Annotated in this window: 23 protein-coding genes; 9 read left to right on the top strand and 14 right to left on the bottom strand. The window is 73.4% G+C overall.

Features of this window, described 5'->3' with window-relative positions; translation table 11 throughout:
* Nucleotides 1-22: 22 nt before the first annotated feature.
* The gene (locus ACFQ46_RS05475; protein WP_380257947.1) at nt 23-490 is read left to right on the top strand and encodes a GatB/YqeY domain-containing protein; all 468 of its coding nucleotides are present in this window, start codon (nt 23-25) and stop codon (nt 488-490) included.
* 12 nt (nt 491-502) lie between these two features.
* Here ACFQ46_RS05475 and ACFQ46_RS05470 read toward each other — a convergent pair whose 3' ends face one another.
* A complete protein-coding gene (locus ACFQ46_RS05470; protein WP_380257945.1) occupies nt 503-1,174 on the bottom strand; it encodes a GPP34 family phosphoprotein in 672 nt (223 codons plus the stop codon).
* Nucleotides 1,175-1,271: 97 nt separating this feature from the next.
* Nucleotides 1,272-3,764 (bottom strand): penicillin-binding protein, encoded by a 2,493-nt coding sequence (locus ACFQ46_RS05465; RefSeq protein WP_380257943.1) that lies wholly within the window; start codon nt 3,762-3,764, stop codon nt 1,272-1,274.
* Between the two features lie 301 nt (nt 3,765-4,065).
* On the opposite strand from ACFQ46_RS05465, the gene ACFQ46_RS05460 reads away from it, so the two are divergent.
* The 4 genes from ACFQ46_RS05460 (at nt 4,066) to ACFQ46_RS05445 (ending at nt 5,859) form a co-directional block, all read left to right on the top strand.
* The gene (locus tag ACFQ46_RS05460) at nt 4,066-4,419 is read left to right on the top strand and encodes a WhiB family transcriptional regulator (RefSeq protein ID WP_328294384.1); all 354 of its coding nucleotides are present in this window, start codon (nt 4,066-4,068) and stop codon (nt 4,417-4,419) included.
* 81 nt (nt 4,420-4,500) lie between these two features.
* Nucleotides 4,501-4,665, top strand: coding sequence for a hypothetical protein (locus tag ACFQ46_RS05455; RefSeq protein WP_328294383.1), 165 nt, complete (start codon nt 4,501-4,503; stop codon nt 4,663-4,665).
* On the top strand, nt 4,662-5,123 hold the full coding sequence (locus ACFQ46_RS05450; protein WP_380257941.1) for a RidA family protein: 462 nt from the start codon (nt 4,662-4,664) through the stop codon (nt 5,121-5,123). The genes ACFQ46_RS05455 and ACFQ46_RS05450 overlap by 4 nt, the downstream gene beginning before the upstream one ends.
* A 1-nt stretch (nt 5,124) precedes the next feature.
* The gene (locus ACFQ46_RS05445; protein WP_380257939.1) at nt 5,125-5,859 is read left to right on the top strand and encodes an MBL fold metallo-hydrolase; all 735 of its coding nucleotides are present in this window, start codon (nt 5,125-5,127) and stop codon (nt 5,857-5,859) included.
* Between the two features lie 16 nt (nt 5,860-5,875).
* Here ACFQ46_RS05445 and ACFQ46_RS05440 read toward each other — a convergent pair whose 3' ends face one another.
* Entirely contained in the window at nt 5,876-6,601 is a 726-nt protein-coding gene (locus tag ACFQ46_RS05440) for a Crp/Fnr family transcriptional regulator (RefSeq protein WP_328296251.1), read from the bottom strand.
* Between the two features lie 138 nt (nt 6,602-6,739).
* On the bottom strand, nt 6,740-7,318 hold the full coding sequence (locus ACFQ46_RS05435; protein WP_380257937.1) for a hypothetical protein: 579 nt from the start codon (nt 7,316-7,318) through the stop codon (nt 6,740-6,742).
* A 190-nt stretch (nt 7,319-7,508) separates the two neighbouring features.
* On the opposite strand from ACFQ46_RS05435, the gene nth reads away from it, so the two are divergent.
* Genes nth through ACFQ46_RS05415 form a run of 4 tightly spaced genes read left to right on the top strand, consistent with a single transcriptional unit; the run spans nt 7,509 to nt 10,490 of the window.
* Complete coding sequence (gene nth / locus ACFQ46_RS05430) at nt 7,509-8,225, top strand: endonuclease III (protein ID WP_380257935.1); 717 nt, start codon at nt 7,509-7,511, stop codon at nt 8,223-8,225.
* Nucleotides 8,222-8,878, top strand: coding sequence for an NUDIX hydrolase (locus ACFQ46_RS05425; protein ID WP_380257933.1), 657 nt, complete (start codon nt 8,222-8,224; stop codon nt 8,876-8,878). The genes nth and ACFQ46_RS05425 overlap by 4 nt, the downstream gene beginning before the upstream one ends.
* Nucleotides 8,875-10,080 (top strand): MarP family serine protease, encoded by a 1,206-nt coding sequence (locus ACFQ46_RS05420; RefSeq protein WP_380257931.1) that lies wholly within the window; start codon nt 8,875-8,877, stop codon nt 10,078-10,080. The genes ACFQ46_RS05425 and ACFQ46_RS05420 overlap by 4 nt, the downstream gene beginning before the upstream one ends.
* A 5-nt stretch (nt 10,081-10,085) precedes the next feature.
* Complete coding sequence (locus ACFQ46_RS05415) at nt 10,086-10,490, top strand: hypothetical protein (protein WP_380257929.1); 405 nt, start codon at nt 10,086-10,088, stop codon at nt 10,488-10,490.
* Between the two features lie 12 nt (nt 10,491-10,502).
* Here the strand turns inward: ACFQ46_RS05415 and ACFQ46_RS05410 are convergent, their stop codons facing one another.
* From ACFQ46_RS05410 to def, 10 genes are all read right to left on the bottom strand, one after another.
* Entirely contained in the window at nt 10,503-10,856 is a 354-nt protein-coding gene (locus tag ACFQ46_RS05410; protein ID WP_380257927.1) for a signal peptidase I, read from the bottom strand.
* 22 nt (nt 10,857-10,878) lie between these two features.
* A complete protein-coding gene (locus ACFQ46_RS05405) occupies nt 10,879-11,796 on the bottom strand; it encodes an alpha/beta fold hydrolase (RefSeq protein WP_380257925.1) in 918 nt (305 codons plus the stop codon).
* A gap of 15 nt (nt 11,797-11,811) precedes the next feature.
* The gene (locus tag ACFQ46_RS05400; protein ID WP_380257922.1) at nt 11,812-12,282 is read right to left on the bottom strand and encodes a phage holin family protein; all 471 of its coding nucleotides are present in this window, start codon (nt 12,280-12,282) and stop codon (nt 11,812-11,814) included.
* Nucleotides 12,283-12,554: 272 nt separating this feature from the next.
* Nucleotides 12,555-13,565 (bottom strand): endonuclease/exonuclease/phosphatase family protein, encoded by a 1,011-nt coding sequence (locus ACFQ46_RS05395; RefSeq protein WP_380257920.1) that lies wholly within the window; start codon nt 13,563-13,565, stop codon nt 12,555-12,557.
* Nucleotides 13,566-13,634: 69 nt separating this feature from the next.
* Nucleotides 13,635-15,578 (bottom strand): acetate--CoA ligase, encoded by a 1,944-nt coding sequence (gene acs / locus ACFQ46_RS05390; protein WP_380257918.1) that lies wholly within the window; start codon nt 15,576-15,578, stop codon nt 13,635-13,637.
* A 97-nt stretch (nt 15,579-15,675) separates the two neighbouring features.
* Complete coding sequence (gene cynS, locus ACFQ46_RS05385; RefSeq protein ID WP_380258441.1) at nt 15,676-16,116, bottom strand: cyanase; 441 nt, start codon at nt 16,114-16,116, stop codon at nt 15,676-15,678.
* Nucleotides 16,117-16,151: 35 nt separating this feature from the next.
* Complete coding sequence (locus tag ACFQ46_RS05380) at nt 16,152-16,613, bottom strand: nuclear transport factor 2 family protein (protein WP_380257916.1); 462 nt, start codon at nt 16,611-16,613, stop codon at nt 16,152-16,154.
* Nucleotides 16,614-16,730: 117 nt separating this feature from the next.
* A complete protein-coding gene (locus ACFQ46_RS05375) occupies nt 16,731-17,426 on the bottom strand; it encodes a tellurium resistance protein (RefSeq protein WP_380257914.1) in 696 nt (231 codons plus the stop codon).
* 67 nt (nt 17,427-17,493) lie between these two features.
* On the bottom strand, nt 17,494-18,537 hold the full coding sequence (gene tsaD, locus ACFQ46_RS05370; RefSeq protein WP_380257912.1) for a tRNA (adenosine(37)-N6)-threonylcarbamoyltransferase complex transferase subunit TsaD: 1,044 nt from the start codon (nt 18,535-18,537) through the stop codon (nt 17,494-17,496).
* Complete coding sequence (gene def / locus ACFQ46_RS05365; RefSeq protein ID WP_380257910.1) at nt 18,534-19,139, bottom strand: peptide deformylase; 606 nt, start codon at nt 19,137-19,139, stop codon at nt 18,534-18,536. Before def ends, tsaD begins: the two co-directional genes overlap by 4 nt.
* Nucleotides 19,140-19,146: the final 7 nt, after the last annotated feature.

Genomic DNA, 19,146 nt, shown 5'->3' with positions numbered 1-19,146 from the left:
GGTGGGGTGGGAGGATCGCCCCATGAGCGACACCCTCAAGGACTCCCTGCAGGCCGACCTGACCACCGCGATGAAGGCCCGGGACGAGCTGCGGTCGGCGACGCTGCGGATGGTCCTCACGGCGGTCCGCTCCGAGGAGGTCGCCGGGAAGTCGGCGCGCACGCTCTCCGACGACGAGGTCATCGCGGTCCTGCAGCGCGAGGCGAAGAAGCGTCGCGAGGCCGCGCAGGCCTTCGGTGACGCCGGCCGCAGCGAGCAGTCCGAACGTGAGACCGCCGAGCTCTCCGTCATCAAGACCTACCTGCCGACTCCGCTCACCGACGAGGAGCTCGACGCCCTCGTGGACGAGGCCGTGCTCATCGCGACCGCGGAGGGGCTGACCGGCATGGGCGCGATGGGCGCCGTCATGTCGCAGCTCAAGCCGAAGGTCGGGGCCCGCGCCGACGGCAAGCGCGTCTCCACCGCCGTGCGGACCCGCCTGCAGGCCTGAGATCCGGAGCCGCTAGTTCGCGCCGCCGGTCGCGGCGACGGTGCTCGTGACGATCGCCGCCGTGACCGCGGTCTGAGCGGCGCGCACGGCCGCCCCGGCCCACTCCCCCTCAGCCATCCCGTCGCTGATCTGCTGCACCCGGTCGGTGAGCTGACGGCGGGACAGCCCCAGCTCGGGGACGACCTTCGGGATCGCGCCGACGGACTGCAGCAGCGACACCAGCGCGGCCGCGTGCGGGGTGACGTCGGCCCCCTTCCCAAGCGCTGACGCGACCTCGGCGACCAGGGCCTTGCGCGCGCCCGGCTCGGGGTGGTCGCGGGCGAAGCGGAGGAACCCGCCCGGCTCGTGGCGGACGAGACCGCGCGCGACCATCCGGTCCCGGACGGCACGGCCCAGCTTGAGGCCCCCGAGCCGTTGCACGGCGGTGCGGGCCGCCGTGGGCCGGTCGCCCAGTCGCCGCAGGGCCTCGTCGAGCACCTCGTCGCCGGTGGGCGAGGCGTCGCGCACGCGCACCTTCTCGCCGCCCCAGCGACTCGGTTCGGACTCGAGCCGCTCCCGCAGGGCCAGGTCGAGCAGCACGGCTCCGGGCAGGACCGCGCGCAGGCGGGTCGCGTCCGTCAGCGGACGCCCCGTCTCCGGGTTCAGCAGGAGCAACGTCACGTCGTCCACGAGGGGTGTGTCCACGGCCCCAGCCAACCAAGGACGCGACGGGTGGGACCACCCCCCGAAAGGAGGACGGGCCGGACGGGGAGAGTCCCCCGTCCGGCCCGTCTCCGCCCCCTCAGTTCGTCGGGAGGGCGGGGAGGTCGGGCAGCGGCGGCAGCTCCGTCGGGAGCTGGATCCCGGGGCTGTCGCTCGACGGCGGGGCCGACGGGGCCGGCGGGTCGGGCGTCTGGACCGGCGCCGGGCCGGAGCTGCGGGTGATGGTGATGACCGAACCGGCCGCGGCGGAGCGGGCGCTCTGCGAGGCCACGAGCCCTGCGTCGACGGTGTTGGAGGAGACCGAACCGCCCACCTTCACCTGGAACCCGGCCGCCTGCAGCGCGCTCTTGGCCGAGGACACGCTCCGGCCGACGACGCTCGGGACCTTGATCCTGCCGTCGGAGGTCGTCGTCTTGAGGCCCTGGTTGGTGCCCGGGGTGAACCCGACCTTGGGGAGGTTCAGCTGGTCGGAGGCGGTCCCGACGATGGCCTTCCAGGTCGGGGCGGAGATCGTCCCGCCGAAGATGGTGCGGCGACCGCGACCGTTGATGCGGTCCGAGTTCAGCGACTTGGTCCCGTCGGCGTGGCCCATCCACACCGCGGAGGACAGCTGCGGCGTGTAGCCCACGAACCAGGCGTCCGTGCTGTCGTTGGTGGTGCCCGTCTTGCCGGCGGCGGCGCGGTCGATGCGGGCCGACGACCCGGTGCCGCCGGAGATGACGCCCTGGAGGGCCTCGGTGACGTTGTTGGCGATGTTCGGGTCGAGGACGGACTTGCAGTCCGCGCTGGGGATGTTCATCGGCTGGCCGTTGGTGTCCAGCGACTCGAGGATCGCGATCGGCTTGCAGAAGGTGCCCTGGGCGGCGAACGTCGCGTAGGCCCCGGCCATGGCGAGCGGGGCGATCTCGTTGACCCCGAGGGTCAGCGACGGGCTGACGTAGAGGTCGGAGTTGACCCCGCTGTCGTTGTCGTTGGTGTTGCTCATGTCGCTGGCCTTCTGCGCCGGCACGCTGCCGTTCTTCGGATTGGCCAGGTGGACGCCCATGGACTGCGCCGTCGCGGCGATGTTGCAGAGGTCGAGGGACTTCTCCATCGTCACGTAGGCCGTGTTGACGGAGTCCGCGGTCGCCTTGCGGATGGACATGACGCCACCTTCGTGCGATTCCGAGTTCGAGTACTTGTAGACCTTCGAATCACGGGACTTGGCGCCGCAGGCGGTGAACTGGCTGAAGGAGTCCGACCCGTTGAACGGCGCGTTGATCGTGCTGTCGATGGACTTCCCGGCCTTCAACCACTCCGCCAGCGTGAACGCCTTGAACGACGAACCGGTCTGGAAACCGTTGCCGCCGTTGTACATCTTGTCGACGTTGTAGTTGATCGTGGTGACGCCGGCCTGGTCGGTGTCGAGCGAGAAGGTGGTGTCCTGGGCCATCGCGAGGATCTGCCCGGTCCCGGGCTGGACGACCGAGGAGGCCATCCGGGGCTTCTGCCCCGGGTTGACGCCACCGTTCACCGCGTTCTGGGTCGTGACCTGGACCTGCGGGTTCAGCGTCGTCTTGATGGTCAGACCACCGGTGCGCAGGAGCTTCTTGCGGTCGTCCGCCGTCGCCCCGAACGCAGGATCGGTCTCGACGATGCGGGTCACGTAGTCGCAGAAGTAGGCGGCGGACCCGGCGTTGATGCAGCCCTGCTGGCTGCGCTGCGGGTTGATGCCGAGGGGCGCGGCGACCGCCGCGTCGTGGTCGGCCTGGGAGATCTTGCCCAGTTCGAGCATCCGGTTCAGCACGACGTTGCGGCGCGCGATCGAGGCGTCGGGGTACTTCAGCGGGTTGAAGGCCACGGGGTTCTGCACGAGACCGGCCAGCATCGCCGACTCCGGCAGCGTCAGCTCGGCCGCGGTCTTGTTGAAGTAGAAGCGGGCCGCGGCTTCGACGCCGTAGACGCCGTTGTAGAAGTACGCGACGTTCAGGTACCCGGCGAGGATGTCGTTCTTCGACATCTCCTTCTCGACGCCGATGGCGAGCTTCATCTCGCGCAGCTTGCGGGCGTAGCCCTCGGTCCCGTCGGCGGTCGTCGCGGCCGCGGCGGCCTCGGTGTCGCCCTGCTCGACGGCCTGCTCGACGAGGATGTTCTTCACGTACTGCTGGGTGATCGTCGACGCGCCCTGGGTGCCCCCGCCGCCGGCGTTGGAGGCGAGCGCGCGGGCGATGCCCTTCATGTCGATGGCGCCGTGCTCGTAGAAGCGGTAGTCCTCGATCGCGACGATGGAGTCGCGCATGATCGGGGCGATCTGGTCGAAGCCCACGACGACGCGGTTCTGGTCGTAGACCCGCGCCATCACGGTGTTGTCGGCGTAGAGGATCGTCGTCGCCTCGGACAGCGTCTGGTCGCCCAGGTCCGCCGGCAGCTCGTCGAAGATGTTGACCCCCGCGCTCGTCAGGCTGCCGCTGAACGCGACGGCCGGGACGACGAGCCCCGCCGTGAGCACACCGGCCACGGCGCTGACGGCCGCGAAGGCGGCGAGCAGCCGCAGGACGGGACGCCGCCGGTGAGCGGTGGGGGGAGGAGCCATGCCGACAGGGTAAGCGCCGGGCCGTCGCGGGTCGGGGCATCCACGGGTCCTCCGCGATCGCTCCGCAGGATCGTGACCGCAACGCAACTCTGCGTTGATCTGTGTGGGTGACGAGTCGGTAGCTCGAAGTGACTACCCATGTTCATCACAAGATGCTCTGGGGAAGAGTCCCTCGCCGAGCCTACGCTGCAGACGTGCCCGACGTGGGGCACTCAGGGGGATTCACAGGTATCGCTGAACCGGGGGGAAGCCGGTGCTCGCAGAGCACCGGACCGGGGGGGCGTCGACGGGAGGGGCCGTCATGGCGTGGACGTTGGAATGGGCTAGTCGCGGGGCCTGCAAGGCCACCGAAGCGGACGAGCTGTTCGTGCAGGGCTCGGCGCAGAACCGCGCCAAGCAGATCTGCGGGGGATGCCCCGTGCGCACCGAGTGCCTGGCCGATGCGCTGGACAGCCGCATCGAGTTCGGGGTCTGGGGCGGCATGACCGAACGTGAACGGCGCGCGCTGCTCAAGCGCCGTCCGAACGTGCAGTCGTGGCGCCGTCTGCTCGAGACCGCGCGGGACGCGGCCCTGGGCATCGACGGGGCCGAGGTCACCGGGTCGGGCACCGCGGTGCCCGAGATCTCGCTGGTCGGGGTACCCGCCGCCGTCTGAGCACGCGGCGTTCGAGTGCGTCGCCGCCACCCGTGAGCGCCCCCGGTCCCTCGGGACCGGGGGCCCACTAGGTTGGCGCCCATGAAGACATGGGAGTACGCCACCATCCCGCTGATCGTCCACGCGACGAAGCAGATCCTCGACCAGTGGGGCGCCGACGGCTGGGAGCTCGTGACGGTCCTCACCGGACCCGGTGGCAACGGCCTGGTCGCCTACCTCAAGCGCCCGATGGGCGCCGACGCGTGAGCACGACGGAGCGGCTGGCCGAACTCGGCCTGACGTTGCCGGCCGTCGCCGCACCCGTCGCCTCCTACGTGCCCGCCGTCCGTGACGGCGACCTCGTCTTCACCTCCGGGCAGCTGCCGTTCGTCGACGGCCAGCTCGCCGTCACCGGCAAGGTCGGCGGGAGCGTCGACGCGGACACCGCCCAGCAGCTCGCCGCGACGTGCGCGCTGAACGCCATCGCGGCTGCCGCGAGCGTGGTCGGGTCGGTCGACGACATCGTGCAGGTCGTCAAGGTCGTGGGCTTCGTCGCCAGCGACCCGTCCTTCACCGGTCAGCCCGGCGTGATCAACGGCGCGTCCGACCTGCTCCGCGAGGTCTTCGGCGACGCCGGCCAGCACGCCCGCAGCGCCGTCGGGGTGGCCGTGCTGCCGCTCGACTCCCCCGTCGAGGTCGAGATCGTCGTGCGGGTCCGTTCCTGACGTGACCCCTCCCGGCCCCTGGACAGGTGGTCCGGTCACCGACCGGGCCACCTGCGTCCTGGAGCCCAACCCCGGGCCGATGACGCTGGACGGGACGAACACCTGGCTGCTGGCCGCCCCCGGTTCCGGCGACGTCGTCGTCGTGGACCCGGGTGAGGACGACCCCGGCCACCGGGCCGCGATCACGCGGGCCCTGGCGGGACGGACCGTGGCGTTCGTCGTCGCCACCCACCACCACCTCGACCACGTCGGCGGGCTCGACGCGTTCCTGCGTGAGCACCCCGCCCCGGTCGTGCGGACGGCGGGTGAGCACGCGGTCGCGGGGCTGTCGCTGACGGTCGTCGCGACCCCCGGCCACACCGCCGACTCGGTCTCGGTGTTCCTGGAGAGCGGCGAGCTGCTGACCGGCGACACCCTGCTCGGCCGCGGCAGCACGGTCATCGCCGACGACGGCGACCTCGGTGCCTACCTGACGTCACTGCGGACGCTGATCGACCTGGACGCGTCCGTCGTCCTCCCCGGCCACGGCCCCGCCCGTCCGGACGCCCGCGCCGCCCTGGAGACGCAGCTGGCGCACCGGCTCGAGCGGCTGGAGCAGGTCCGCGCCGCCGTCGCGGCGGGAGCCTCGACGCCGGAGGAGGTCGCCCTCGCGGTGCACGGTCGGCTGGCCGGCCCCCTCGCCCGCGCCGCCGTGCTCTCGATCCGCGCCCAGCTCACCCACTTGGGACTGCCTTAGACCGGAAGGCGAGAGTTCAGCGGGCGCGACGGGCCAGTCGCTCGATGTCGTGCAGCACGACGGCTCGCGCTTCCAGCCGCAGCCACCCGCGGGAGGCGAAGTCGGCGAGCGCCTTGTTCACCGTCTCCCGCGAGGCGCCGACGAGCTGCGCGAGTTCCTCCTGGGTCAGGTCGTGGGCGACGAGCTGACCGTCGGCGATGGGCCGGCCGAAGCGGCGGGAGAGGTCGAGCAGGGCCTTCGCGACGCGGCCGGGGACGTCGGTGAAGACGAGGTCGGCCAGGGTCACGTTGGTGCGGCGCAACCGCTGGGCCAGCGCCTGCAGCAGGTGCTTGGCGACCTCGGGACGCCGGGCGAGCCAGCGCATCATGTCGTCGTGGCCGAGGGCGATGAGCTCGGACTCGGAGACGGCGCGCGCTGAGGAGGTGCGGGGTCCGGGGTCGAAGAGGGAGAGCTCGCCGAACATCTCGCCGGGGCCCAGGACGGCGAGGAGGTTCTCCCGGCCGTCGGGCCAGCTGCGGACGAGCTTGATCTTGCCGGTGCGCACGACGTAGACGCGCTCCCCCGGCTCGCCCTCGCCGAAGAGCTGCTCACCCCGGTCGAGGTGGACGGCCTCCATCGTCTCCAGCAGTTCGCCCGCGGCCTCGTCGTCGAGGGCGGCGAACAGCGGGGCGCGACGGACGACGTCGCCGGGGCGGTCGCCGAGGCGTTCGTCGAGACGGTCGGCACCGGGGGCGCCGTCGATCTGCCCGTAGTCCACCGACCGACCTCCTCTGCTGTCGTGACGCGCGTCACCTCGACACGGCCTCCCGACAGTCTGCCGCACGATCCCGCCGAGGGAGCGGTGGGGAGCGACCGCAGGTACCGGAACTAGGCGCCGGAACTAGGAGCCGGAACGGTGGAACAGCGTGCGGGCACGTTCCGCGAGGACGTCGGTCGCCACGGCCAGTTCGGCCAGGAGGGCGGTGTCGTAGTCGGCGAGGCGCTGCTGGGCGAAGGACAGTTCCTGCAGCTGCTCGTTCAGCCCGGGCGCTCCGAGCGGGCGTTCGAGGACGAGGAGTCCGCGCAGGCCGTGGGCCGGGTCGAGGGCGTGGACGCCGGTGACGTCGGGCAGCAGGGTGTCCCCCGCGGTGGTGCCGGAGAGCAGCTGGTCGAGCGGGCCGCCGTGCGCGGCGGCCTCGAGCGGCACGTGCAGCTCCTCCGGGCCGCAGGCCGAGGCGACGAGCAGGTCGAGGCGGGCCCGCACGAGCCGGCTCCAGTGCTGGACGCGGCGCAGCTCCTCCTGCAGCAGCCCGCGTCGGCGGCGCAGCGCGGGCAGCGGCAGCTCCGCGAGCTCGACGCGGACCGCGTTGCGGCAGCGCAGCGCGTCGGCGTCCTCCAGGACACCCGTCAGGACAGGTCGGAGGTAGGCCTCCAGCAGGTCGATCTCGGAGGTGCGGTCGGGTTCGCCGTCGTGCTGCATGCCAGGGATGTCGTCTCCCTCCCGGGAGCGCTTGACGGGGTGTCACCCTCCCGGTCGTCTCCCGTCACCCGACCGCACCTGTGGCACGGGGCAACGGTTTCCGGAGGTCGGCCGTGGAGGGTGTGCAGAACTCGTGCCCCGGCCGGGACGGACGGGTGATCACCCGGCCCCTCCGACGTAGGGTCCAAGGGTGGAGACCGAGCTGGCCCGGACCCGACGAGCCCGCCGGGTCCACCGGGCGCTGGCGCTGCGCTACCCCGACGCGCACTGCGAGCTCGACTTCACCAGCCCGTTCGAACTGCTGGTCGCGACGATCCTCTCGGCGCAGTGCACCGACGCCCGGGTCAACCAGGTCACGCCGGCGCTGTTCGCCCGCTACCCGAGCGCCATCGACCTGGCCGCGGCCGAGCGCTCCGAGCTCGAGGGCCTGATCCAGCCGACGGGGTTCTTCCGGGCCAAGTCCGACGCGCTGCTGAAGATGTCGGCCCAGCTCGTCGCCGAGCACGGCGGGGAGGTCCCCCCGCGCCAGGCCGACCTGGTGAAGCTCGCGGGGGTCGGGCGCAAGACGGCCAACGTCGTCCTGGGCGACGCGTTCGGCGTCCCCGGCCTGACCGTCGACACCCACGTCGGACGGTTGTCGCGCCGGCTCGGGTTCACCACCCACGAGGACCCGGTGAAGGTCGAGACCGACCTGGCCGGGCTCATCCCGCGCCAGGACTGGACGATGTTCAACCACCGGATGATCTTCCACGGCCGCCGGACCTGCCACAGCCGCCGACCCGCGTGCGGCGCGTGCCCGGTCGCCCGGCTCTGCCCGTCCGCGGGGATCGGCGAGAACGACCCGGTGCGGGCGGCGAAGCTCGTGAAGCAGGGCCCCCCGGGTGTCGCCGTGGCGGCGACGGCGTGATCCCGGACTGGCTGGAACCGCTCGCCACCCGGCTCCCGACCCTCACCGTGGCCGACCTGGACTGGCGCGTGGACAGCTCCGGCTCAGGGCGTCCGGCCGCCGTCCTCGTCCTGCTCGCCGACGGCCCGGCCGGCCCGGAGGTCCTGCTCACCGAACGCGCCGGGACGTTGCGCCAGCACTCCGGTCAGGTCGCCTTCCCCGGTGGCCGCAGCGACCCGGGCGACGCCGACGCCGCGGCCACCGCGCTGCGCGAGGCCGAGGAGGAGACGGGACTGGACCCCGCGGGGGTCGAGGTCCTGGGCGCGCTGCCGCCGTTGCTGCTGGCCCACTCCGGTCACGAGGTGACCCCGGTGATCGCGCACTGGCGCGAGCCCGCGCCGGTCGGCCCGGTCGACCCCGAGGAGGTGGCCCGGGTGGAACGCGTCCCGCTGTCGGAGCTGCTCGCCGACGACGCCCGGCTCACCCTGCGCGGCCCGGGCGGCTACGTCGGGCCCGCGTTCGCGGTCCGCGGGCTGCTGGTCTGGGGTTTCACGGCCGAGGTCCTCGTCCGGGTCCTGGCCTTCGGCGGCCTCGACCGTCCCGCCGGTGAGGCGCGCGGGGGTGCCGCGCTGACGCTGCAGCAGGCCCTGGACCGCGCCGGAGCCCGCGCGTGACGTCGTCGGACGTCCTCGACGTCGCCCTGCTGGTGCTGGTGCTGGTCCAGGTCGTCGCCGGGTACCGGGAGGGGTTGCTCGTCGGGCTGGCGGGTCTCGTCGGGCTGGTCGGCGGCGCGGCCGTCGGGGTCGCGTGGCTGCCGCACCTCGTCGCCGGCTGGACGCCGGGGGTGCGCCGCACGCTCGTCGTGGTGCTCGGGACGCTGGTGCTGGCCGTGCTGGGCCGTCTGGTCCTGAGCTTCGTCGGGGCCCGGTTGCGCTCCCACGTCCGGTGGCGACCGGCGCGCTTCGCCGACGCCGTGCTCGGCGCGGTCGCGGGCCTGGTCGCGACGCTGCTGGTGGTCTGGGTCGTGGCGGGGGCGGCGCGGACGGCTCCGCTGCCCCGGGTGGTGCAGGCCGTGACCGGGTCGCGGGTCGTCGGGGCCCTGGACGCCGTCGTGCCCGTGAGCACCGGCAGCCTGCTCTCGACGTTCTGGGCCGCGGCCCAGGCCAACGGGTTCCCACGGGTCTTCACCGGTCTCGACGCCGAGCCGATCACCGCCATCGCCGCGCCCGACCCCCTCCCCGGCACCGAGGGGCTGGAGGCGGCCGCGGGCAGCGTCGTGAAGGTCACCGGGGTGGCGACGACGTGCCGGCGCGGGCTGGAGGGCAGCGGTTTCGTGGTCGACCGGGTCGGGGACTCGGCGCGGGTCGTCACCAACGCCCACGTCGTCGCGGGGGTCAGCGACCCCCTCGTCCAGCCCGGTGGGGTCGGCCGGCAGTACCCGGCGAGCGTCGTCGCCTACGACCCGGGGCTCGACCTCGCCGTCCTCGACGTCCCCGGCCTCGACGCCGCGGCCCTGCCCCGTGCGGACGAGCTCACCCGGGGTGACACGGCGCTGGTCGCGGGCTTCCCCCTCGACGGCGGCTACGACGTGCAACCCGGCCGGGTCCGCGAGGTGCTGCAGGCCCAGGGCCGCGACATCTACGACACCACCGACGTCGTCCGCGAGGTCTACTCGGTGTACTCCACGGTCCGGCCCGGGAACTCCGGCGGGCCGCTGCTGAGCGCGGACGGGCGGGTCGTGGGCGTGGTCTTCGCCAAGTCCCTCGACGACGAGCAGACCGGGTACGCGCTGACCCCCACGGAGCTCGACCGGGTCCTCGCCGAGGCCGGCTCCCGGACCGCGGAGGTCTCCACCGGCTCCTGCACGGCCGAGTGATCGCCGTGGACGCCCCCGGGGCCCTGCTCGCCGCCGCGACCCTGCACCTCGGGTTCCAGCTGGTGGTCACGGCCGTCGTCTACCCGGCCCTCGTCGCGACCCCGCCGCGGGACTTCCCCGCCGCGCACACCGCCCACTCCCGCCGGATCACCCCCGTGGTGGCCGTGGTCTACGGCTCCGTGCTGGCCGCGTGGGTCTGGGTCGCCGTCTCGGTGCCGTCCTCCCCGCACCTGTGGGTCGCCCTCGCGGGGACCGTCCTGAGCGGGGTGAGCACCGCGGTCGCGGCCGCCCCCACGCACTCCCGGCTCGGCCGGGAGGGACCCCGACCGGCCCTGCTCACCCGGCTGCGGCGGGCCGACGCGGTGCGCCTGGCCGGGGCGGTGCTGACGGTCGCGGGCGCCCTGGGGTGAGCGGTCACGCGGTCACCTGGCCCGCGAGGGCCACCGGATCGTGAGGGTCGTGGTCTCCTCCACCGGGGAGGTCTCCCAGGTGTGCTCCTCGCCGGGGAACCAGATCACGTAGTCGCCCGGCGTGGCCAGGACGGCCTCGCCCTCCCGGAACCGCAGCCGCTGCCACCCGGCGACGAGCACGCACAGCGACGTCTCCGCCTCCGGCGCCGTCCACTCCTCGTCCCGCGACCCGGCCGCCATCCGGGCCCACTTCACCTCGACGTGCTCGCTGGCCAGCGCGGGGACCCGCCCGGCCATGAAGCTCCCGAAGAACCAGCCGCCGTCGTCGGCGCCGTCGAGGTCGGCGTTGCCCGTGTGGAAGGTCACGACGGCGATGCTGCCGGGCCGCTCACCAGCGCGCGAGCCAGCCGGTGAGCAGCGTCGTCGTCCGCTCGGGGGACTCCTCGGGGAGGTAGTGCCCGACGTCGGGCACCTCGACCACCCGGTGCGGACCGTGGGCGAAGCGGGCGGCCGCGTCCAGGGCCCCCGCGGACACCGTGGGGTCGAGCGCGCCGCGCACCTGCAGGACGGGGACCTCGACGCCGTCGCGCAGGGCGGCCGCGAACCGGCGGCCGTCGGCGCGGACGGCGGAACGGGCGATCCAGCGGTGGTACTCCAGCGCGGAGTGGGCGACGAACGGCACGCGGATCGCGTCGCGGTAGCGCTCGACGTCGGCGGCGGACGGCCAGCCGGGACCGGAACGTTCGCGCAGCACCCGCTCGACCCCGTCCCCGCTCAGGAGACGACGTTCGGGCAGGGCGGGCAGCTGACGGGCGAACGCGGTCCGGGTGGTGGCGAGCCCGGCGCCCTCGCCGAGCCGTTCGAGCAGGACGTGGCGGGACAGCAGCGGGTGCGCGGCCCCCACGACGACGACCCCGCGGACCTGCTCGGGGTGCAGCGACGGCAGGGCCCACGCCGTGCGGCCCGAGACGCCGTGGCCCACGACGACGGCGTCGCGCTCCCCCAGGGCCCGCACCACGGCCGCGACGTCGGCGGCCGAGGTGGGGGTGTCGTAGCCGCGGGGAGGTTTGTCGGAGGCGCCGTAGCCGCGCAGGTCCATCGCCACCGCGCGGTACCCCGCCGCCGCGAGGGCCGTGAGCTGGGCGCGCCACGCCCACCAGAACTGCGGGAAGTCGTGGAGCAGCAGGACGAGCGGTCCCTCACCGAGCTCGGCGACGTGGAACCGCGCACCGTGGGCGGCCACCAGCCGGTGCCGCCACGGTCCTTCGACCAGGACGGCCGAGACGTCGGTCGAGCGGACGCCCACGCCTCGGCCCGGGGGTCAGTGCCCGAGGCTGCGCGAGCCCGGGCCCCCGGTGATGGTCTTGGCGACGGGCTTGCCGGTGGCGGCGGCCTTGATCGCGGCGATGCTGTCCTTCGTCGTGCGGATCGTGCGCTCCGGCGGCTTGACCTGCTTGATGCGGCCGAACCCGATGGCCGCGGCGAGGCCGGCGACGACGAGCATGGCCGCGGCGACGACCAGGAAGCTCAGCCAGATCGACCAGCCGGCCCCCTCGTGCAGCGCGAACGCGACGGTGATGCCGAGGAACACGAAGGCGACGAAGCCGAAGAGCGCGGCGACCCCGAAGAGCCCACCGCCGATGGCGCCGTTCTTCACGTCGGTGGTGATCTCGGACTTGGCCAGCGCGATCTCGTAGCGGACGAGCTCGCTCATGTCCTTGGTCGCGTCGGCCACGAGCTGACCGATCGTGCGTTCGGGCGCACCGACGGGACGGTCGTTCAGGGTGGTCATCGAGTCCTCCTAGGCCCAGGCTGCGCGCACCGCGCGAATGACGGTGCGCCGGGGTGAACCCTAGGAGTTCGTCGCGGCGCGTGCACGGGAGGGGGAGCGCGTCGCCGTCGGCGGGGGGACCGACGGCGACGCCAAGGTCGCTCTCGTACAGGGGGGACGAGCGACGACCTGACCGACACTACGGCTCCCGACCTCCGCGCGTGGGAGTTCCGCGCAACCCAAACCTGTGAGTTCGAAGGTTCGCCCGGACGGCCCAGCGCGCCCGCGTCCGGTCACGACGACCGGACGGGTCGCCACCGCGACAGCAGGGCGCGGTGGTCGCTGCCGGGGATGTCCCGGACGCTGGAACCCACGGCGCGCCAGGCGTTCCCGTCGGCGAGGGCGTGGTCGATCGTGGCACCGAACGCCGCCGGGTACTTCGCGGGCCACGTCCCGCGCGCGCCCGTGCCGGTCTGCTCGCCGGCGTCGACGCAGGACCCCCGCAGGTGCAGTCCGGGGTGGTCGAGGGTGGCGTTCAGGTCCCCGGCCAGGATCGAACCCGGGGTGTTCGCGCACCAGTCGGCGACCGCCCGCACCTCCACCGCCCAGGCCCCGAGGAGGTCCGGGACGGGCGCGGCGGTGTGGGCCGCGGCCAGCACCGGACCGTCCCCCGAGACGGGTGCGGCGGTGACGACGGCCTTGACCCCGCCGGCCAGCTGCCCCGTCGTGCGGTACGGCCCGAGGGACTGCGAGACGAGCAGCGCCGTCCCGTACCCGCCCCCGCCGAGGTCGCGGGCCCAGAAGACCTGCATCGGGGTGCCGGTGGCGGATCCGATGCGCGCGGCGACGTCGTCGGCCAGGGCCTGGTCCGACTCGGGCATCGAGACGACGTCCGCGCCGCCGTCGACGGCGAGGCGGGCCAGCCCGGCGGGGTCGGCCTGGGCCTTGAGGACGTTCGCGGCGAGCACGGTGACGTCCCCGGAGCGGGCCGCGGGCAGCTCCCCCGCCGCGGTCCCCCGGGCGAGGGTCGTCCCCACCGATCCCGCGGCGACCAGCGCGAGCGCCGCGGCCGAGGGCAGCACCCGTCGCCAGCGCATCCCCACCGCACCCGCCACGACCGCCGCCCCGGCCAGCCCGGCCCCGACCGGCACCCGGAACGGCACGGTCCAGACGAAGGGGCGGTGCCCGGCGAGGCCGAAGAGGTCGGGGGCGCCGACGAGCGCCGCCCCGGCGGCGACCACCCCGGTCGCGACGACGGTTCCGGTGAGGGCGGCCGTGCTGCGGCGGGGGTGGTGTGAGCTCACCCTCCGAGGGTGCCGCACCCCCGCGCTGCGGGGGCGTACCGGGCGCGGGGGTGCAGTGAGGATCGGGTGTCAGTCCGTGGCGGGCGCGGACATCCCCTGCGAGATCGCGTCCATCACCGAGGAATCGGTGAGCGTCGTGACGTCGCCGGGCGCGCGGTGCTCGGCCACGTCGCGCAGCAGCCGGCGCATGATCTTGCCCGACCGGGTCTTGGGCAGTTCCGCGACGACCATGATCGACCTCGGCTTCGCGATGGGGCCGATCTCCTTCGCGACGTGGTCGCGCAGGTCCGCGACGGTGTCGGGACCCTGCTCGTGCCCGCCGCGCAGGATGACGAAGGCGACGACGGACTGCCCGGTCGTCTCGTCGGTGGCGCCGACGACGGCGGCCTCGGCGACGTCGGGGTGGCTGACCAGGGCCGACTCGATCTCGGCCGTGGAGAGCCGGTGCCCCGAGACGTTCATGACGTCGTCGACGCGGCCCAGCAGCCAGATGTCGCCGTCCTCGTCGCGCTTGGCGCCGTCGCCGGCGAAGTACTTCCCGGGGAAGCGGGCCCAGTAGGTGTCCTTGAAGCGCTGCGGGTCGCCCCAGATCCCGCGCAGCATCGCCGGCCACGGCTCGGTGACGACCAGGTAGCCGGCCTGACCGTGCCCGACGGGTTCGCCCGCGTCGTCGACGACCTCCGCGACGATCCCGGGGATGGGGATCTGCGCCGAACCCGGTTTGAGCGCGGTGACCCCGGGCAGCGGGGCGATCATGTGCGCGCCCGTCTCGGTCTGCCACCAGGTGTCGGCGATGGGCGTCCGGCCGGAACCGATGACCCGGCGGTACCAGTTCCAGGCCTCCGGGTTGATGTTCTCCCCGACGCTGCCCAGCACCCGCAGCGAACTCAGGTCGTGCTTCTGCGGGTACTCCTCCCCCCACTTCATGCAGGTGCGGATCGCCGTCGGCGCGGTGTAGAGGACGGTGACGCCGTACTTCTCGACGATGGACCACCACCGGTCCTTGTCGGGGGTGTCGGGGGTGCCCTCGTAGACGACCTGGGTCAGGCCGTTGGCCAGCGGGCCGTAGACGATGTAGCTGTGCCCGGTGACCCAGCCGATGTCGGCGGTGCACCAGTAGACGTCGCGTTCGGGCTGCACGTCGAAGACGTTCTTCGTCGAGTACGCGGTCTGGACGAGGTACCCGCCGGAGGTGTGCAGGATGCCCTTGGGTTTCCCGGTGGTGCCGGAGGTGTAGAGGACGAACAGCGGGTTCTCCGCGTCGAAGCTCTCCGCTTCGTGGTGCGGCGCAGCGGCTTCCAGCGCCTCGTGCCACCAGACGTCGCGACCCTCGGTCCAGTCGACGGCCTCGCCGTTGCGCCGCACGACGAGGACGTGGGTGACCGACGGGGCACCCTTGGCCAGGGCGGCGTCGACGGCGGGTTTGAGCGTGGTCGGCTTGCCGCGGCGGTAGGAACCGTCGCAGGTGATGACGACCTTCGCCTCGGCGTCGGTGATGCGGGAGTTCAGCGCGTCGGCGGAGAAACCCCCGAACACCACCGAGTGCGCCGCCCCGAGGCGGGCGCAGGCGAGCATGGCGACGATCGACTCGACGAGCATCGGCAGGTAGATCGCGACCCGGTCACCGCGTTCGACGCCCATCCCGGCGAGGACGTTCGCCGCGCGCTGGACCTGCTCGTGCAGCTGGGCGTAGGTGACGGTCGCGGTGTCGCCGGGTTCGCCCTCGAAGTGGATGGCGACGCGGTCACCGTGGCCGGCCGTGACGTGGCGGTCGACGCAGTTCACGGCGACGTTCAGCGTCCCCCCGACGAACCACTTCGCGAAGGGCGCCTCGGACCAGTCGAGGACCTGCTCGAAGTCGCGGTCCCAGGTGACGTGCTCCCGGGCCAGCTCGCCCCAGAAGCCGAGGCGGTCGGCGGCCGCCCGGTCGTACAGGTCGGCCTGAGCCACGGCGTTCGCGGCGAACTCCGGGTCCGGCGCGACAGTGGGCACGGTTTCCTGCGGGGTGGTCACGGGGTCGTCCTCCTCGACGGGCTGCTCTCCACGGCGTACCCGGGTGAGGTTAGTCACCCCCCGCCGGCGTCGCGTCGCGGCCCGTCCCCCGGCGGGGTCACCACTGGTAGTCGAGGAACTTGCCGTCGAGGGTGATGACGACGCGGTCGCCCCCGGGGTCGGCGCGCCGGGAGACGTCGACCTTGAAGTTGATGGCGCTCATGATGCCGTCGCCGAACTCCTCGTGGATCAGCTCCTTGAGCGCCGGTCCGTAGACCCCGAGGGCTTCGTGGAGGCGGTAGAGCGTCGGATCGGTGGGGATCTCCTGGTGCCCGGAGCCGCGGTAGGGCTGCATCCGCAGCGCCTCGACGACCTCCGGCGCCAGGTCGAGCAGCGCCCCGACCGTCTCGGCGGAGGTCGCGTCGACGGGGTGCTGGCCCAGCAGCGCGGCCACCGTCCAGACCGGGTCCCTGCCGATCGCCTGCGCGATGGCGGCCCAGGTGAGGTCCTTGCGGAACTTCTGGAGCCGGACGACCTGCCCGGCCTCGTCCTTGCTGATCACGACAGCACCTCTTCCGTTCGACGTCGCGACGATCACTGCAGGGGAATCTCCACCCCCCGCTCGGACTCCGCACGCGGGCCGTGGATGCGCCGCTCCTCCGCGGTGATCCGCACGTCGTCGATGCTGGCCTCGCGCCGGGTCATGAGGCCCTCTGCGTCGAAGTGCCACAGCTCGTTGCCGTAGCTGCGCCACCACTGCCCCGTGAGGTCGCGGCACTCGTACTGGAACCGGACGGCGATCCGGTCCTCGGTGAACGCCCACAGCGACTTGCGCAGGGCGTAGTCGAGCTCCCGGGCCCACTTGGCCGTCAGCAGCTCGACGATCGCCGCGCGTCCGGTGACGAAGGTGTCCCGGTTCCGCCAGACGGAGTCCTCGCTGTAGGCGAGGGACACCTTCAGCGGGTCCCGGGTGTTCCAGGCGTCCTCGGCGGCCTGGACCTTCTGCAGGGCGGTCTCGTGGGTGAAGGGCGGCAGGGGTGGGCGCACGCTGCGCATCCTGCTCCTCGGCCGCGCGACCCTCGACGCCGGGCGGGGAGCCGGGCGGGGTGGGATCGTTGCCTCCCCGGTGTCGCGGAGTGAGACCGGGGAGGCAACGATCCCCCTCGCGAGCGGCTACTTGCGCCCGGTCCGCCACTTCATGCCCCAGCCGAACGCCTCGTCGAGGGCCTGCTGGCCGCCCTGCACGTAGCGGACCTCGCGCTGCACGGTGATCTCGCGGCCGTCGGAGACGATCTGGGCGATGGCGCACATGGGCGACTTGTCGTCGTGCTCGTCGAGGCCGACCTCGACCTCGGGACCGCTGACGGGGTGCAGCGTCACGACGGCGTCCGCGGCGGCCCAGTTCGGGACGCCCTCGTAGATGAACGCGAACACGAGGATCCGCTTGATCTTCGCGGCGGCGCGCAGGTCGACGAAGAGGTTCTCGCCGCCGCCACCGGTGCGGTCGTCACCGTCGAGCCAGACGATGGGGTCGCCGTCGCCGCGGTCGCGGAACGCGTTGCCGAGGGCCTGGACGACGCCCTTGGACCCGTCGGTGAACTCGTAGAGCGCGCCGATGTCGAGGTCGATCCCGCCCTGCGGCGCAGCAGCGGCCTTGAGCTTGGAGAAGAAGCCGCCGCTCGCGGCCGGAGCGGTGCCCGCGGGGCGCGCGTTCCAGGCCAGGTGCACGCGCAGCGTCCCGCCGGCCCCGCCGGACTTCGACAGCGACACCTTGGGCGTGGACTTGGTCAGCGTGACCTTGGAGAGCGAGATCCCGCCACCCGCGGGCTTCTCGGGTTCGGGAGCCTTCTTCGAGTAGTCGATCGCCACGGGTCCTACGCCTTTCGTTCGAGGAGCTTCCTCACCCCGGAACGAACGGGCTCACAGGGAAGTGCCGTCAGCGCCACGGACCGGCGAGCAGGGCCCCCGTCAGCGGCGCCGACGGGTCCGCCCCGAGGTCCAGCCCGGACGCCGGGGCGCCCGCGCGCACCAGCAGGTCCCCGACCGCGGCGATCATCGCGCCGTTGTCCGTGCACAGCCGGATCGGCGGCACCCGCAGCTCGATGCCGGCTGCGGCGCACCGCTCCTCGGCCAGCGCGCGGACGCGGGTGTTGGCCGCCACCCCACCCACCACGAGCAGCGTGTCGACCCCGTGCTCGCGGCAGGCGGCGACGGCCTTGCGGGTCAGGACGTCCGCGACGGCCTCCTGGAAGCTGGCCGCGACGTCGGCGACGGGGACCTCGCCGCCGGCGTCGACGCGGGCCTCGACCCAGCGCGCGACGGCCGTCTTCACCCCGGAGAAGGAGAACCCGTAGGCGGGGTCGGAGGGCCGGGACAGCGCCCGCGGGAACTGGATCGCCCGCGGGTCCCCGTCCCGGGCGGCCTTGTCGATCGAGGGGCCGCCGGGGTAGCCGAGCGAGAGGACGCGGGCGACCTTGTCGAACGCCTCCCCCGCCGCGTCGTCGATGGTGTCGCCGAGGTGCACGATCGGGTCGCGGCCGAGGTCGCCGAGCAGCAGCAGCGACGTGTGCCCGCCGGACACCACGAGCGCCACGCACCTCGAGGGCAGCGGCCCGTGCTCCAGGACGTCGACGGCGGCGTGACCGGCGAGGTGGTGCACCCCGTAGAGCGGCTTCCCGAGCGCGAACGCGAGCGCCTTCGCGGAGGCCAGCCCGACCTGCACGGCCGTCGACAGCCCCGGACCGGCGGTCACGGCGACGGCGTCGACGTCGGAGAGCTGCAGCTTCGCGTTGTCGAGGGCCTGGTGCAGCACCGGGACGATCGCCTCGAGGTGCGCACGGGCCGCGACCTCGGGGACGACCCCCCCGAACCGGGCGTGCGCATCCATGCTCGAGGACAGCGCGTCGCCCAGGAGGACCCCCTCGGAGACGAGTCCGACCCCGGTCTCGTCGCAGCTGGACTCGATGCCGAGGACGATCACCGCGGCGCGTCCAGCCCGGCCGCGAGCAGGATCTCGGCGCGTTCCTCAGCCGGCAGCCGGTCGACGTAGACGACGCCGTCGAGGTGGTCGGACTCGTGCTGCAGGCAGCGGGCCAGCAGCCCGGTCCCCACGATCGTCACGGGCTCGCCGTGGACGTCGAACCCCGTGACCTTCGCGGTGTCGGGGCGGGCGAGGTCGGCGTACTCGCCGGGCACCGACAGGCAGCCCTCGCTGTCGAGGTCGAGCCTGCGCTTGCGGCCGGTGGGCAGCACGAGGACGGGGTTCACGACGTGGGCGACGACGTTCTCGCCGGTCTCCTCGGTGTCGTCGTCCGGGCAGTCGACGACGAAGACCCGCGCGTCCACGCCGATCTGGTTCGCGGCGAGCCCGACACCGTCGGCGGCGTCCATCGAGGCGAACATGTCGGCGACGAGCTGCACGAGGTCGTCGTCGAAGGACGTCACCGGGGCGCAGGGGCGGTGCAGGACGGGCGTGTGGTAGCGGGTGATCGGGTGCACGACCCCGACGCGTCCCTCGAACTCGACGGGCACCTGCTCGACCGGCTCGACCTGTTCGTCCTGCTCGACCTGCTCCTCGCTCACGGGGAAG

The sequence above is a fragment of the Kineococcus sp. GCM10028916 genome (genome assembly GCF_042674865.1).
Taxonomy (GTDB): domain Bacteria; phylum Actinomycetota; class Actinomycetes; order Actinomycetales; family Kineococcaceae; genus Kineococcus.
Note: the sequence above shows the minus strand (reverse complement) of the source record. Positions and strands in the feature narration are given on the sequence as shown.